The sequence below is a fragment of the Anaerovibrio lipolyticus DSM 3074 genome (assembly GCF_900141865.1).
Classification (GTDB): domain Bacteria; phylum Bacillota; class Negativicutes; order Selenomonadales; family Selenomonadaceae; genus Anaerovibrio; species Anaerovibrio lipolyticus.
The window spans coordinates 35,261-51,613 of the sequence record NZ_FQYW01000015.1; the positions used below are offsets into that span (position 1 = coordinate 35,261).

14 protein-coding genes are annotated in these 16,353 nt (G+C 48.0%); 1 reads left to right on the top strand and 13 read right to left on the bottom strand.

Going from position 1 to position 16,353, the window contains the following annotated elements:
- Positions 1–5 precede the first annotated feature (5 nt).
- The 10 genes from recD2 to B6K08_RS09190 form a co-directional block, all read right to left on the bottom strand.
- Entirely contained in the window at positions 6–2,180 is a 2,175-nt protein-coding gene (recD2, locus tag B6K08_RS09145) for an SF1B family DNA helicase RecD2 (protein ID WP_080325985.1), read from the bottom strand.
- A 62-nt stretch (positions 2,181–2,242) separates the two neighbouring features.
- Positions 2,243–4,201 carry an ABC-F family ATP-binding cassette domain-containing protein gene (locus B6K08_RS09150; RefSeq protein WP_080325986.1) on the bottom strand — a complete coding sequence of 653 codons (1,959 nt, stop codon included), beginning with the start codon at positions 4,199–4,201 and terminating at the stop codon, positions 2,243–2,245.
- Positions 4,202–4,249: 48 nt separating this feature from the next.
- The gene (locus B6K08_RS09155; protein WP_080325987.1) at positions 4,250–5,611 is read right to left on the bottom strand and encodes an LCP family protein; all 1,362 of its coding nucleotides are present in this window, start codon (positions 5,609–5,611) and stop codon (positions 4,250–4,252) included.
- A gap of 366 nt (positions 5,612–5,977) precedes the next feature.
- Positions 5,978–6,763 carry a histidinol-phosphatase HisJ family protein gene (locus tag B6K08_RS09160; protein ID WP_080325988.1) on the bottom strand — a complete coding sequence of 262 codons (786 nt, stop codon included), beginning with the start codon at positions 6,761–6,763 and terminating at the stop codon, positions 5,978–5,980.
- 1 nt (position 6,764) lies between these two features.
- Positions 6,765–7,019, bottom strand: coding sequence for a TIGR03905 family TSCPD domain-containing protein (locus B6K08_RS09165; RefSeq protein WP_037330146.1), 255 nt, complete (start codon positions 7,017–7,019; stop codon positions 6,765–6,767).
- A gap of 397 nt (positions 7,020–7,416) precedes the next feature.
- Positions 7,417–8,229: a 16S rRNA (adenine(1518)-N(6)/adenine(1519)-N(6))-dimethyltransferase RsmA gene (gene rsmA / locus B6K08_RS09170; RefSeq protein WP_234985339.1), complete on the bottom strand. Its 813-nt coding sequence runs from the start codon at positions 8,227–8,229 to the stop codon at positions 7,417–7,419.
- 110 nt (positions 8,230–8,339) lie between these two features.
- Complete coding sequence (gene rnmV, locus B6K08_RS09175) at positions 8,340–8,933, bottom strand: ribonuclease M5 (RefSeq protein ID WP_143254887.1); 594 nt, start codon at positions 8,931–8,933, stop codon at positions 8,340–8,342.
- A gap of 165 nt (positions 8,934–9,098) precedes the next feature.
- Positions 9,099–9,773: a dTMP kinase gene (locus B6K08_RS09180; protein WP_080325990.1), complete on the bottom strand. Its 675-nt coding sequence runs from the start codon at positions 9,771–9,773 to the stop codon at positions 9,099–9,101.
- A gap of 42 nt (positions 9,774–9,815) precedes the next feature.
- Positions 9,816–11,324 carry an aminotransferase class I/II-fold pyridoxal phosphate-dependent enzyme gene (locus B6K08_RS09185; RefSeq protein ID WP_080325991.1) on the bottom strand — a complete coding sequence of 503 codons (1,509 nt, stop codon included), beginning with the start codon at positions 11,322–11,324 and terminating at the stop codon, positions 9,816–9,818.
- Positions 11,325–11,341: 17 nt separating this feature from the next.
- Positions 11,342–12,529, bottom strand: coding sequence for a sensor histidine kinase (locus B6K08_RS09190; RefSeq protein WP_143254888.1), 1,188 nt, complete (start codon positions 12,527–12,529; stop codon positions 11,342–11,344).
- Between the two features lie 153 nt (positions 12,530–12,682).
- Between B6K08_RS09190 and B6K08_RS09195 the strand changes: the two genes are divergently transcribed.
- Positions 12,683–13,159, top strand: a complete 477-nt coding sequence (locus B6K08_RS09195; RefSeq protein WP_027397853.1) for a nitrous oxide-stimulated promoter family protein — start codon at positions 12,683–12,685, stop codon at positions 13,157–13,159.
- Positions 13,160–13,429: 270 nt separating this feature from the next.
- Here the strand turns inward: B6K08_RS09195 and rbr are convergent, their stop codons facing one another.
- From rbr to ilvB, 3 genes are all read right to left on the bottom strand, one after another.
- Entirely contained in the window at positions 13,430–13,972 is a 543-nt protein-coding gene (gene rbr, locus B6K08_RS09200) for a rubrerythrin (protein WP_027397854.1), read from the bottom strand.
- A gap of 111 nt (positions 13,973–14,083) precedes the next feature.
- Entirely contained in the window at positions 14,084–14,584 is a 501-nt protein-coding gene (ilvN, locus tag B6K08_RS09205) for an acetolactate synthase small subunit (protein ID WP_027397855.1), read from the bottom strand.
- Positions 14,581–16,272 carry a biosynthetic-type acetolactate synthase large subunit gene (ilvB, locus tag B6K08_RS09210; RefSeq protein WP_200810411.1) on the bottom strand — a complete coding sequence of 564 codons (1,692 nt, stop codon included), beginning with the start codon at positions 16,270–16,272 and terminating at the stop codon, positions 14,581–14,583. Before ilvB ends, ilvN begins: the two co-directional genes overlap by 4 nt.
- Positions 16,273–16,353: the final 81 nt, after the last annotated feature.

A 16,353-nucleotide genomic window follows, 5' to 3' on the forward strand; every position in this document is an offset into this window, starting at 1 on the left:
AAGGCTTACAGCGAATGGGCCAGACGCTCCGCCAACAGCGTATACCGCCGTCTGGTCCTGTCATTGGCCACGGCAGTGTTTAAAGCCGCCTTAGTCCCAATGAGAATAACCTTCTTCTTGGCCCTGGTAATAGCCGTATACAGTAAATTTCTCTGGAGCATAATTCTATGTCCCGGCACCAGTGGCAAAATTACCACAGGATACTCACTGCCCTGGCTCTTATGCACACTCATGCAATAGGCCAGCTGCAGCTCACTTAGCTCCGCCTTCTCATAAACCGCTTTCAAATCATCCCCAAAACTGGCAGTAACACTGCTCTCATTCATTTCCTCAATGAAACCGATGTCGCCATTGAAAACGCCCTTATCGTAATTATTTTTGGTCTGCATCACCTTATCTCCCAAACGGAAGCTGCGGATACTGCTGACAAATTCCGGCTTATAGGATGCAGGAGGATTGAGAGCCGCCTGAAGTCTCTTATTTAGATTCTCCACCCCACAGGCCTGACGGTGCATCGGTGACAGCACCTGTATATCCTCAAAGGGTGAATAACCCTGCTTAGGCAATATATCTCGGCACAGATTCACAATCTGGTACTCCACCGCCTCGGGATTATTAAGCTCAATAAATTCAAAATCCGCACTTGGATTATCAGAAGCATCGGAAAATCTTGGCACCCGCCCCGCGTTAATAGCATGGGCATTCATAACTATGCTGGATGCTTCACTCTGACGGAAAACCTCCGTAAGACACACGCTGGATACAACACCACTTCGAAGAATATCCTTCAATACGGAGCCAGGCCCCACAGCAGGAAGCTGGTCCACATCACCCACAAGGATAACATGGCATCCCGCAGGCACCGCCTCCAAAAAATGGCGCATCAGCACAATATCCATCATGGAAACCTCGTCCAAAATAATGGCATCTGCCTCCAGCTGATCATCAATATCCCTACCGAACATTGAGCCCTCAGAGGATTCTCCCCCCTGGGCCTCCAGCATGCGATGAATGGTAGAAGCCTTTCGCCCAGTGGCCTCGCTTAACCGCTTTGCTGCCCGGCCTGTGGGAGCCCCCAGAATAATCTCCATTCCCTGAGCCTCCAGCATATCTATCATGCCCCGGATAACAGTAGTCTTTCCTGTACCCGGACCACCTGTCAATACAAAGATACCATGTTCAAGCACCCCTTGTATAGCCTCTTTTTGTCTATCAGCAAGAGTAATACCCGTATTTAGTTCCCATTTTTCCACCAGCTTCAAGGAATTACCCACATTTATAGGCTTGGCCTTCTTCTGTAAAAACAGCAAATGCTCTGCTGTTTCCACCTCTGCCTGATAGAGGTATTCGGGATAAACCAGAATATTATCACCCACTACCTCCTGGTTTAAAACTCCCGTGGCCAAATCCTGCTTCAGCACTTCCCAAATGGTATCGCGATGTACACCAAGAGCCTTTTCCACTTCATCCACCAAAAGATTTTCCGGCACACAGCAATGACCGGACAGCGAGATGCGCTGAAGCTGAAATTCCAGAGCCGCTGAAACACGAATCGGATCATCCGGCTGCATTCCAATCCCCGCTGCAATAGCATCAGAGGTGGCAAATCCCACACCATCAATTTCCCGTGCCAGACGATAAGGGTTGGACTCCATTACTTCCACAGAAAAGGAGCCATATTGGGCATATATCTTGCCCGCATAAATCCCCGATACATTATGCTGCTCCAGCCAAATCATTATCTGGCGAAGCTCAGCCTTTTCCATATAGGAATCATGAATTTTCTTGGCAGTCTTGGCACCTATGCCGCTGACCTCCTTAAGGCGATTCGGAGCCTTTTCAATGATTTCCAGGGCATCACCGCCAAAATGGGCCACTATCCGCTTGGCATTAACAGGGCCCACCCCATCAATAGCACCACTGGCCAAAAATCGCTCTATGCCCTCTAAGGAGGTGGGAGCCGCTACCATCATGTGCTCAGCCTTAAACTGCTGACCAAAGCGAGGATGCTCCACCCAGTAGCCCTTCAGCTCCAGCTGCTGCCCCTGCAAAGGAGGTTCCATCTGCACCGTAACAGTGACCACACCCCGCTGGCCATCAGGACGCAGGCGAAACACACTAAAGCGCCCGTCAGAACTGGCAAATATTATATTTTCAACCGAACCCTGCAATTCTTCCATACAAAACACCTCATCCGGTCACTGCGTGACCACCTTCCCCTCAAGGGGAAGGCTTAATTGTATTACGCTTCAGTGAGTTGTTCCCACTTCTCGTACCACTCATCCAACTCCTTGGTCTTTGCCTCATACTCCTGGGCGATTTCCACACTCTGCTCCGGATCCGCCTGAATCTGCGGGCTGTTCATAGTCAGCTCCAAATTCTTCAAATCCATCTCAATAGTAGCAATCTGGGCCTCTGCCCGATGTATCATCTGGGCCCGCTTATCGTCACTCATGCTCTGGATAGCGCCCTTTTTGGCATCAGCCTTGGCCTTTTCTTGGGCCTTTGCTCTTTCTGCCTCTGCCTGGGCTCTGGTTTCTGCCTTGGCCTTTTCACTGGCTATACGGTCCTTTGCCGCCTGCTCCTCAGCCAGCTCCGCCGCTTCCTTGGCCTCTTCTTCCTTCTTTTCCCGATAATAGCTGTAATTGCCATCATATTCTGTCAGCTTCCCATCAGAAAGCTCCAACACACAGTTGGCCACCTTATCGAGGAAATAACGGTCATGGGACACAGTAATATAGGTTCCCGGGAAGGTGGACAGGGCCTCCTCCACAGCCTCCTTGGCAGGAATATCAAGATGGTTGGTAGGCTCGTCCAGTACCAAAAAGTTTGCCCCCGTCAGCATCAGCTTCAAGAAGGCAAGACGGGACTGCTCACCACCGGAAAGCTCCCCGATAATACGGAATACATCATCCCCACGGAACAAAAATGCCCCCAAATATCTTCTGGCCTGTTCCTCATCAAGGCCGTATTCATAAAGCATTTCATCCAGCACTGTGCGCTCCATGTGAAGCCCCTCATGCTGCTGGGAAAAATAGCCAATCTTTACTCTGGAGCCAATTTTCAGTCGTCCCGTGGGAGATTCCAGCTCTCCCACCAAAAGGCGAAGGAGGGTAGTCTTGCCCGCTCCGTTAGGCCCCACAATGGCTACACCATCCCCCTTTCTGATAAGCACATCAACGTGTTCAAAAAGGGTTTTATCCGGGAATTTATAGGAAATATCCTCCAGCTCAGCCACCCGCTGGGCACACTCTGCCGGAGCATTAAAGGCGAAATAATTAAAGGCCGCCGTTTCCGCTGGTTTAACGATGCGTTCCAGACGATTAAGCTGACTCTGACGTCCACGGGCCTGCTTGGATTTTATACCCGCCTTATACTTGCGGATATAATCCTCCGTCTTTTTTATGTATTCCTGCTGCTTTTCGTAGGCTGTCAGCTGGGCCGCCCGACGCTGCTCCTTCACCTTCATATAGTAGGAGTAATTACCTTCATAAGCAGTCAAGCCCTTGTTCTCGATTTCAAAGATTCGGTTAGTTACCTTATCCAAAAAGAAACGGTCATGGGAAATAATCAGCACGCCGCCGGTGTAGCTCTGCAAAAATCCCTCCAGCCACTCTATCATCTCAATGTCAAGATGGTTGGTAGGCTCGTCCAAAAAGAGAAAATCCGGCTCTCTCAATAACGCCTTGGCAAGACACACACGGGTACGTTGTCCACCAGAAAAATGCTCCACCCTGCGGTCAAAGTCCTCCTCAGTGAATCCAAGGCCAAAAGCAGTGCGACGGATGCTACTTTCAAAATCATAGCCCCCCATGTGCTCAAAACGTTCCACAATGCGTCCATACTGGTCCAGCTTTTCCTCATCATGGGTATTGGCCAGCTCCGCCTCCAGGGCTTCCTTGGTGGCAGCCAGGGCCATGACATCAGAAAAGGCACTTTTCAGCTCCTCATAGAGGGTACCCTTAACCTCCATATCCGCCTGCTGCTCCACATATCCTATGGTGTCCACCGGGTCCATGGAAATGGTTCCCTTGTCGTATTCATCCTTGCCCAGAAGGCACTTCATAAGGGTGGACTTGCCGGCACCATTGGCTCCCACAAAGCCCACACGCTCGCCCCGCTTTATTTCGAAGCTTACATCATTAAATAATTCGTCTATACCAAAGGCCTTGGACAGGCCTGCAACCTTTATTGTTCCCACGCTTATCCTGCGTTCCTTTCTTTGTTACACTCAAAAATAAATCAAAAATCACTCAAAATCCTTGCCCACGTAGACAACGGCCTCCATAGGGTCAGCACCATTCATAATGGTACAAGGGAATGGCATGCCGTAGAACCAGGTTACATTGGATTCATCAGTAACGATAATGGTATGCTCACGATCGCTCTTATGCCCCGTATCTACACCAGTGACATTAAAGCCCTGAGCCATGAGCTTATTTACCATTCTGGCACCGGCGCCGTTGACACCGCTGTCATTTATGACCAGCACCGCAATCTGTCCTGGGCCCTCTGCCTTTTTGGCAGGCTTTTTATCTGTTTTTTCGGATTCTGGAATTTCCGACTTGCTTTCCTTGTTATCCTTGCCCTTGTCATCCTTCCCCTTCTTGGTCACAGTACCCTCTGTAAGACTTACAATACCCTTTGGCAGGGACTCCTCGTATTTTTTCTTCTCTGCCTCGGCAGTTTGACGGGCATTATCATCCAGCTCCTTGCCCATTTCCTCAGCTACCATCTCACGAAGTCCCATGATATCCGGCAACCAGTAGCTTACATCGTCAAGGAAGGCTGGTGTACCTGGAATCATCTCCGATTCCATGCCCTGCTCACGAACCTGTGGAAGAAGCTGGGAAAGGGAAAGCATTTCTGAAAGTGGCATATCCGTTTCCAGAGTCTTGCTGATAACCTCAATAATCTTTGGCAGCTTCGGCAAGGTGGAAGGATGCAGCATCTTGGTCATAACCGCCTTCATAAAATGCTGCTGACGGTTGATGCGGCCAATATCACCCTCACCATCACGGAAACGTACATATTGGATAGCCTTCTCCCCTGTCATGTGCTGTATTCCTGGATATAGGTCAATCACAAGGCCACCGTTGTCATCCCAAGGGTCCTCATAATACATCCGCTTTTCCACGTCAATATCAATGCCATCAAGGGCATCGATTATATTTTCAAAGGAGCTTAAATCTATGAGTACGTAGTAATTCATAGGAATGCCCAACAGACTTTCCACGGTTTTGCGGGTGAGCTTATGTCCCCCGTAGGCATAGGCATGATTTATCTTATCGTAGCCGTGGCCCTCAATTTTCACTCTGGTATCTCGAGGCACCGACATGAGCTCAGCCTTGCCGGTTTTCTTGTTCACCGTCAGCACCATCAGGGTGTCGCTGCGGCCCGTATCGTCACTGCGCCTATCTACACCCATAATCATAATATGAAGTACATCGTCATTGGTCTCAATGCCTGCCTCGGAAACTGCGGGCTGAACTGGAGCATCCTTGCTGTCCAAAAAATAATGGGCCAAAGCCGCCACCAAAAAGGTGCAAACCACAGCCGCCAATATATATACACGGGTATAATCCCTACGTCGCTTGCGTTTAATGCGCATTTAAATAGTCCTCTTTTCAAAATCATATAGTGTGGATTTTACCACATCATTTCATTTTACCAAACATAAAAAAAGAGAACAAGTAAAATACTTATCCTCTAAATAAATAACTGGCGCAGGAAACTATTGTGGTTCACGCCCCAACAGCCACCTGCGCCAATACTAATTCAATAAGTGCAGGGACTGCCAGATGGAGCATTGGGATGCGGTACGTTAATAATTTTTATGAGCATTCCTTAATTTTAGCTTAAAAAGTCAAGTGGTTGAGTATAATGCAGAGTTAGTTTTGACTTTTTCAGCTATTTACTATAGCTCAGAAAAATTTAGTGCCGTAGCCCAGCTACAGATGGCAACCCCTGCACTCTATTAATTACTATACTCTATTTTTCTCTCTGTAAAATGCACTGGCTTTAAGCCGATAAACTCCACCAAATCCTTGGCCATTTTAAAATTCATGCCCACATTTTCCGCCTTATGGGCATCGGAACCGATGGTCACATACTGTCCTCCCAGCTCCTTGTATCGGGCATAAATCATCAGCAAAGACTCCGCCACTGCCTTGCTGTCAAGACGGCGGGTGTTCAGCTCCATAACCGTTCCCGTATCCAGCACATTCATCAGCACCAGATCCACCAGGTCATGATATTCCTTATAGCCGATTTCCTTGTCATCATAAGGTGAATACCGGCTGATGTAATCAATGTGTCCCAGCACATCAATATACGGATTGGCCTTCACCATATCCGCCATGGTTTCCAGATAGTGGCCGTAGGCCTGCTCCTTCTTCTTTCCTTCATAATACTCAGGATAGTAAATGTCCAGCTTGTCGATGGCGTGAATGGAGCCAATTACCTGATCAAAGGGCACCTCATTGATAAATTTTCTGTTGGCCTCAATACTTCCCGGGGTTAATCCCACCTCAACCCCCAGCATAAGGGAGTCGCATCTCAGGGCTTCGTAAGTTTCCCAGTATTTCTTGGCATCAAAAAGGAAGTCCATCTCTTTATAATGCTTGGACTCTTTGTAATCAAAATCGTAATGCTCCGTAAAGATGAGGCCTATGCCCAATTTGCGGGCAGCCTCAATGGCATCCTCCGCCTTCATTTCCGAGTCGGAGGAAAATTCCGTATGGGAATGACAGTCATAAATCATATTACAGCTGCTCCTTTGCCTGCTTCAGAGCCTTGGACAGCTGATCCGGGCAGGAGGTTGGGCGGGCGCCGCAGCGGATGCCTTCCACCCTGCTGATAACTTCATCAATGTCCATCCCCTCAACCAGCTTGCCAATACCCTGAAGGTTGCCGTTGCAGCCGCCTACTACCTTGAGGTTATGGATTTTGTTGTCCTCGATGTCGAATTTCATAAGACGGGAGCATACTCCCTGTGGTGCGTATTCAAATGCGCTCATAGAAAATCCCTCCTAAATATAATTACACAACATATTTTTAATCTTGCGGTGAGGTATACATGGTGAACGCTCTCGCTCACTAGTTTACGTAACGAATACTAAGTTCATTCAGCACCTTCGGTTTGAATTCACTAAGTACCGACGTAAAATACGTCCCCATAGTATACCTCCCCGCGAAATATTTAGTATATTACATTTTATCCTGAGTGTGGGCTGGTGCTGGTAGATTGAACATTTAGTCACGGTACGTTAAGAAGCTTTTTCTTGCTCTACCTTGATTATAGTGGAAAAAATCATCTGTCTGAACGAAGTGAGTTATGATTTTTACCACTATATAAAAGCAAGAAAAAGTTTTAGTGCCAGGACGTGGTGAAAGCATCAGTACCATTCCATGCAATTAGACTAAATTACTTACCACCAGTGCATCTGCCAGGGCTGCGAATTCCTTTAGAGTGAAAGTCTCACCACGGCGGCCGCTGTCGATACCACTCTTAGTGAAGGCCACCTCAATGGCGTCTTTGGTGAAGCCCGCCCCTTTCATGGCATTGGCAATGGTCTTGCGGCGCTGGCCAAAGGCTGCCTTTACAACCTTAAAGAACATCTTTTCATCCTTTACCTCCACCGCTGGCTTTTCCCGCACATCGCAGACGATAACCACGGAATCCACCTCTGGAGCTGGTATAAAGGACCGTGGTGGCACATCAAAGGCGATATGCGGCTTGGTGTAATACTGCACTGCCACCGACAGGGCACCATAAGTCTTACTGCCCGGCTTGGCAATCATGCGCAGAGCCACTTCCTTCTGCACCATGGTAACCAAAATGCTGATAGGCAGATGCTTTTCCAAAAGCTCCATCAAAATTGGGGTGGTGATATAGTAGGGCAGATTTGCCGCCACCTTAAAGGGACCATCCCCCATAATCTCAGGGATATTTACCTTCAAAATATCTCCCGGCACTATGCGGACATTATCATAGCCAGCCAGAGTTTCCGCCAACACGGCGGGCAGCTTTTTATCCAGCTCCACGGCTGTAACATCCGCCCCGGATTCTGCCAGTCCCTGGGTCAGGGTTCCAATTCCAGGACCGATTTCCAAAATCTTATCCCCCGGCTTTGCCCCGACGGCATCCACAATACCACGAACAATATTGGCATCCACCAAAAAGTTCTGGCCCAAACGCTTACTGGCGTGGAGATTAAAGGCTTTCATGATATGACGGGTAACACTTGGGGTAGCAATGGTGGTCTTAAGGCCATTTAAATTCAGCTTTTTCCCTCCATGTATTTCTTTATCCAAGTCCTTATCCAAGTTAAAACTCATTAATTATCTTCCTCCTCAGCCAGTGCCGCCTCAAATTCTTCTCTGGTGACGCCATAGTGGTTCAGTCTTTTTAAAAATGTCTTGGCGTTGGCATAGCCAATACCAAGGCGGGCTCCCATTCTGGCCCGTCGCTCGCTGGCACCATCACCGCCGCTGATACCGGCTTTTATGAGGTCTGCCCCAGTAAATTCATTGCTGGGCTCCCAATTTAGCGTGCGCACCTTTTCCAAGGCCTTGCGTATAGCCTCCGGAGAGGCCTGTTCAATGCCAATATCGTTGTTGGCAGTGGCATCCTCCACCGGCACAAAGGCATGCTTGGCATTGGGGCAACGGCGGGTAACATAGGTACGGATACGCTCCCCGGCACTGTCCGGGTCAGTGAGAATGATAATGCCCCGCTTTTTGTATGCTTTTTCTATGGAATCAAGGCAAGCCGGCTTTAGGTTAAAGCCCTCAGTGATGATGCAATCGGCCTCAACGGCTTTGTTGATGGCCACCACGTCCATCTTGCCTTCTACTACTAAAACTTCTTTTATCATTGCTACCTCTATTTCTATATTGGCAGTGAACTGTTTTCTTTCACGCCGTTCCATCGCTAAAACTTTTTCTTGCTTTTATATAGTGGCAAAAATCATAACTCGCTTCGCCATAAAACGGCTCGCTCAAACAAATGATTTTTCCCACTATAATCAAGGTAAAGCAATAAAAAGTTTCTTAACGCTCGTCACTCAATGTTCAAGAAAATCAGTCCACTGCCTCTACAAATATCTTCTAACAGCACTATAAACATCCTTATGAATTTCCTCGATGCTACGTGGCTGGCCATCCTTACTGCAAACGACTTTTTTCCAGCCGTATTTGGCAGCCACCCAGTTATAGGCATCATGGCATCTATGGAGATAATTCGTGTCCTTTTCGTGAATATCCTTTTTACGATCCGCATTATGGGCTGCCCGTTCATTAATCAAACGATCGCTGACCTCCGGATCCATATCCAGATATACCACCACATCTGGCACCGGCAGCTTCAGCTTACCAAATTCAAAATCCCACAGCCAGGTGAGAAATTCCTCCCGTTCTATGGGGTCAGTCAGCTTCACCGCCTGATGCACCATGTTAGAGGTGGTGTAGCGGTCTGCCAAAATAATGGCCCCCTCCTCATAGGCCTGCTTCCAATTTAAATGGAAGGAAGCATAACGGTCCACAGCGAAGAAGGTGGAGGCACCATAGGCATCCACATCCTCGGCATGTTCACCGAATTCGCCCCCCAGATACATTTTCACCAAGGCTGAGGAATCTGATTTATAATCAGGATATTCCACCTTTACTACCCGATAGCCATCCTTTACAAGATGCTCCATCAGAGCCCTGGTTTGGGTTGCCTTGCCGGAGCCATCCCCGGCCTCTATTGTAATAAGCTTTCCCTTTGCCATCTATTACACCTCATCCACCGTCTTCGACGGTCCCCCCTCCCCTCAAGGGGAAGGCTTAACAATTTGAATATATTCCAAGGAGCTGTCCGCAGGACCAACCACTCTCATGCCTGCTGACCTCTGCTTCCGTATAGCCTCAATAAGCTCCGCTGTAATCCTTTCCCCAGGGCACAATACGGGAACTCCCGGGGGATAGAAGGTAACTGTCTCTGCAGCGATACAGCCAGCTGCTTCTGCAAATTTTACCCTTTCACGAGCTCTGTAAAAGGCCTCCCGTGGGGTAACTGCCACCTCATTTGCGGTAAATAAATCCACTGGCACCACCGGTTTTTCTGCCTTTTCCCTGCCATGCTCTGCCACAAGGAGCTTCAACACCTCCAAAAGGCGGTGGGCAGTTTCCTCTGTATCTGCCATAGAAATAATAAACAGCAAATTGTTGTTATCTGAAAGCTCGCACTGAACCTTGTATTGGTGGCGCAAAATAAGCTCTGCCTCTGGCCCTGCCAGCCCTATTCCCGTTAAATTAACTGTTATTCTGGTTTTATCAAGCCTCACGGTTTCTGATAAGTCCAGTATTTCATCCCCTACACAGTAAAGGCCATGGATTTTGTTAATCTCCTGCCGCAGCCAGTTACCAAGCTCCACTGCCCTTTCCAGTCTTTTTCTTCCCTCTGTGGCCATTTGAAGTCTGGCAATATCCAAGGAAGCCAACAACAGCTGGTTAGGAGATGTGGACTGCAGCAATGCCGCACCTTCACGGATTCTCTCACGGGATACCCGGTGACTTCCAATATGAAGCATGGAGGTCTGGGTCATGCTGCCCAACACCTTGTGAGTGCTCTGGGCCACCACATCCGCTCCCAAATCCAGGGCCTGCCGTGGCATCCCCTCTATATGACTGGCAAATTTAAGATGGGCACCATGAGCCTCATCCACCAAAAGCAGCATATTATGGTCATGGAGAATATCTGCTATTGCCTGCAAATTCCCCGCCATGCCGTAGTAGGTGGGATATACCGCAATTAAGGCCCTGGCATCCGGATTTTCCGCCACTGCCTTACGAACTGCATCAACTGACAAGGCCCCGGCTATTCCCAAGGCTTCCATAATCTCCGGAACAATATACACGGGCTTCGCCCCTGCCAGAATTATCCCCCCAATAATGGAGCGATGGGCATTACGGGGAACCAGCACCTTGTCACCGGGCTGTAAGGTCCCCAAAATCATGGCATGAATAGCCCCAGTGGTGCCGTTTATCATAAACATGGTATCCCTTGCGCCCCAAAGCTCTGCCGCCAGAGCCTCCGCCTGTTTTATGCACCCGGAGGGCTCATGGAGATCATCCAGCTCCTCCATAAGGGAAACCTCCTGCTTCAGCCCCTCCTCGGTAATAAGACGCTTCAGAAGGGAATGGGCTCCCAGCCCCTGCTTATGCCCCGGGGTATGAAAAGCAAGGGCGCCGTCCCTGGCATATTTGTCCATTGCTTCAGAAATCGGCGCCTCATTTTGATTAAGTTTCCAGTTATTATCCAACTTAGTATCTTCAAACATAAAATAAAAATCCTAAATCATCTTGGCTGTGGATATGGCATCTTGATATTCACTCTGGTGCCCTTTCCTAGCTCAAAGGCAATGGAAATAGTTGCACCGATAATACGGGCCCGCTCCTCCATGCCAATAACGCCAAAGTGACCATCCCCAGATGGATTACGGCGCTCCTCTGCCAGCTCGTCCACATCAAAGCCCTTGCCCTGATCGGAAACCATAATGGCCAGATGATCCGCTGTATACAGCATCCGCACAGAGGCATGGTCCGTACCAGCATGGCGATGAACATTGTTCAGGGCCTCCTGCACAATGCGGAAAATGGTTACCTCCACATGGTTATCAAACTTGTACTCCTTGCCGTCAATCTGCAAATCTGCGTTCAGTACCTCCCGCTCACCCAGCTTTTTGGTAAGCTGTCTAAGGGCCGGAATCAGTCCCAAATCATCAAGGGTCATTGGACGCATGTCAAAGATAATCTGACGGACATCCGCCAGACAGGTACGAATTTGACGTCGCAGCTCCTGCAAATTTGCCTTAGCTTCATTTGGACGGGTATCCACCAGACGCTCAGCCACAGAAGCCTGATATATGAGATTAACCATTTCCTGGGCAGGACCATCATGTATCTCACGGGAAACCCTAAGGCGCTCATTTTCCTGTGCCTTGATAATCTGCATTCCCAGAAACTTATTTTTGGATACGATTTCCATCTGGGTTACCACATCACTGAGCTGTGAAGTGAGATAACCAATAACAGAACCCAGCTTGGTGGCCAGTGTCTCCGCCATGTGCAGAGTCTTCTCCATACTGTAAAGACGCAGCTCCAGACGATCACGCTGACGGCGGGTCTGATATTCCTTTTCCTTGGCAATGGCCAGCTTTACCTGTACAGTTTTAACAGCCTCGTAGCTGGCACGAATACGGTCCTCGGAATAATTGGAAAAGTTACCGCTGACCTGAACCAGCTTCTGCTTTTCCTTCTGCTCCTGACGCACCAGCTCATCCACTTCGTCCTGGAGCTTACGGGTCTGCTCCTTCAGCTCCAACAGCATTTTTCTGGTGGACTCTACGTCCTCCTTGGTGTTTTCGTATATCTCAAATATCTGGCCTTTACTGCCTTCCATTGATTCGATACTCTGCTTAAAGGCATCACGAAGCAGGCGTTCTCCCTGACCATCATCCACATCCATAGATAAATCGATGTTCACGTTTACAAAACCTCCCACTAATCCTTAGTGTAATTGTAACTTAAACAGTATTTCAATGCAAAGTATTTTTATTACGACTTGCATTTAATGAAGAATACTATTAAAATCGTATATGGTTATGTCTATTTTTCACACAAGGGGAGTTCGCATTTTATGGGTATGTTTGACAGATTTTTACCAAAGAAAAAACCAGTTGAAATAAAAAACAACATCCCAAAGGAAAAGGAAAGCATCAAGAAGTCCTTTGGAGTTTATTGCAACAAAAATCACGGTACCAAGGGCGAGAAGCTGTGTCCAAAGTGTACAGCTCTTCTGGCCACCGTTATGACCAAAATGAACCGTTGTCCTTACGGCATCACCAAGCCTATTTGTGACCGCTGTGAGATTCAGTGCTTCGGTGACAAGAACAACAAGATGTTCAACGAGATTATGAGTGCTTCCAGCACCGGCATGATGTTTAAGCATCCAATTATGGCCTTCAAGCACAAGATGGCCAGCATGAGCGTTGATTATTCCAAGAGCAAGCAGGAAAAGAATGAGCGCGAAAAGGCTGAGGCCAAGGCAAAGAACGCCGCCGAGAAGGCAAAGGCCCGCGAAGAAGCCAAAAAGAAAAAGGAAGAAAAGAAATAATTTTCTGCAACGTAAAAATCCCAGCTCAAGCTGGGATTTTTTGTGTTTGTAAATATATGGGGCAGTGGTCTGGTGGCTTGAACAATCAGTCACGGTGCGTTAAGAAACTTTTTATTGCTTACCTTAATATTAGTGGAAAAAATCATTTGTTTGAGCGAAGCGAGTTATGATTTTTTACACTATATAACAGTAATAAAAAGTTTTAGTGCCGTGACGACGTGAAAGACACCAGTCCACTGCCCCTATCAATTACTTACTACACAATATAACTTATTTGTAGTTAGTTGGCAGAACCTGGAAGTGAGCCTTTGGATGAGCGCAAACAGGGCACTCCTCAGGAGCAGCCTCACCAGTGCAAACATAACCGCAGTTGGAGCACTGCCAGATAACCTTTTCATTCTTCTTGAATACCTTATCCTGCTCCACATTCAAAAGGAGAATCTTATAGCGTTCCTCATGCTCCTTTTCAATGGCAGCCACAGCCTCAAAGAGAGCAGCAATCTTATCAAATCCTTCCTCACGGGCAACCTTGGCGAACTCTGGATACATGGAAGTCCACTCCTCATTCTCACCAGCAGCTGCTGCCTTGAGATTTTCAGCGGTGGAACCGATCTTGCCGCCATTTACCAGCTTGAACCAGATTTTTGCATGCTCCTTCTCGTTCTTGGAGGTCTCAGTGAAGATGTTCTGAATCTGAACGAAACCGTCCTTCTTTGCCTGAGATGCAAAATACTGATACTTGGTATGAGCCTGGGACTCACCGGCAAATGCTGCCCACAAATTCTGCTCTGTCTTGCTACCTTTTAATTCCATGAAAAAACCTCCTTACATTATATAAAAACACACACGAATAAACCGGTTTAGTTAACGGATAATAATTATCCGTTAGGATTAGTATACCATTTTTGTGGGCAATGTCAACACCTACATATTTTTTATTGGAATTGGACCGCGGCTAAGGGCTATGGCACCTGTTCTGGCGATTTCAATTATCTCAAAATCCTCCAGCATTTCACAGATGGCATTTATTTTACTTTGGGAACCCGTTAGCTCAATAACCACATTCTCAGGACTCACATCCACAATATTGCCACGGAAAATATCCACTATGTTGCGGATATCCGCCAGGGAACCCTTGGTGGCACGAACCTTCAGCAGCACCAGCTCACGGACAATGGAATCCACCAAGCCCAAATTAACAATTTTGATAACATCAATGAGCTTACCCAGCTGGTTCACCACCTGCTCCAGCTCCCGGTCATCCTCCACGGAAACCTCTATATTAATACGGGTAACGTCCTCATCCTCAGTGTAGCCCGCAGAAATACTTTCAATATTAAATGCACGACGGCTGATAAGCCCCGATACATGGGTCAGTACGCCAGGCTTGTTGTCTACCAGAACGGCTAAAATATACTTTTTCATGCTTCGGCACCTCCCAAAACCATATTGTCCAGCTGAGCCCCGGGAGCCACCATTGGCAATACATCCTCATTGGCCGGCAGCATCACGTCAATCAGCATTGGTCCCTTCACATTAAGGGCCTTCTCCAGAGAAGCCTCTAATTCCTGCGGCTTTTCAATACGGCAGGCCTCCATGCCCATGGCCTGGGCCAATTTAACATAGTCCGTCTTGCCACCCAGCAAGGTCTGGGAATATCTCTTGCCGTAGAACATGCGCTGCCACTGGGTAACCATGCCCAGCACTCTATTATGAAGAAGCACAACCTTTATATCAATATTGTTATCAGCAGCCGTGGACATCTCCTGACAGTTCATCATTACGGAACCATCGCCGGTGAAAAGCACCACCCTTTTATCAGGACATCCCAGCTTTGCCCCCAGTGCCGCAGGCAGTCCGTATCCCATGGTACCAAGACCGCCGGAGGTAATAAACTGGCGAGGATTGCGGCTGTTGAAGAACTGAGCCGCCCACATCTGGTGCTGTCCCACATCGGTAACCACGATGGTATTTTCATCCACCATACCGCTTACTGTATCAATAAGCTGCTGAGGCATAATAACCTTGTCATTTGTCTTGTAGCTGAAGGGACATTCCCTGTCCATATCCACCACTTGCTTGTGCCATTTGGCAAAGCGGTCGAGATAATCCTCACCTGAGCCTTGAAGCTGCTCATTGAAAATCGGCAAGGACCAGCGCAAATCCCCAATTACAGGATAATGAGAAAAAATATTTTTGTTGATTTCCGCCTTGTCCACCTCAAAATGAACAATTTTAGCATTAGGGGCAAAGGCATCGATTTTTCCCGTAACACGGTCGTCAAAACGCACACCGATACCAATGAGCAAATCACTCTTTTGTACAGCCATGTTGGCAGCATAGGAGCCGTGCATCCCCACCATACCAAGGAAGCCCTCCTGCTTTGCGGGAATACAGCCCAGCCCCATAAGGGAGCTTACCACCGGAATACCGGTATTTTTAACAATTTCCCGCATAACCTCGGTCTGATTGGAAAGGGTTACACCACCGCCGATGAAAAAAACGGGACGCTTTGCTTCGCCAAGGGCCTCAACAACATCACGAATCTGTCCCTCATCCCCGGTGAAATCCCCCTTGTAGCCACGGAGCTTCACCTTTTGTGGATATTCATAGTCCAACACGGTAGTAAATACATCCTTGGCGATATCAATAACCACAGGTCCCGGACGGCCTGTTCTGGCTATAAAAAATGCTTCCTTAATCACCCTTGGCAGCTCCGAGGCCCTCTTTACCAAATAATTATGCTTGGTAATAGGTGTAGTAATACCTACTATATCCGCCTCCTGAAAGGAGTCCTTGCCAATAAGGGGATTGGTCACCTGTCCTGTGAAACACACCAAAGGTACAGAATCCATATTGGCTGTGGCAATACCAGTAATAAGATTGGTAGCACCAGGACCAGAGGTGGCAAATACTACCCCCACTTTGCCTGTTGCCCGTGCATAGCCATCCGCAGCATGAACGGCCCCCTGCTCGTGGCGGGTTAAAATGTGAGGAAACCTTGCCTGATAAACCGCATCATATAAATCCAGCACTGCACCACCGGGATAACCAAATACCAAATCCACATTTTCTCTTTTCAGACTCTCCAAAATAGCCTGGGCCCCATTCATCTGCAAGGAAAACTCCCCCTCATATATAATGTACACTGTAAATCACAATTTCAAAACTGTAAATCACAATTCATGTCCCAT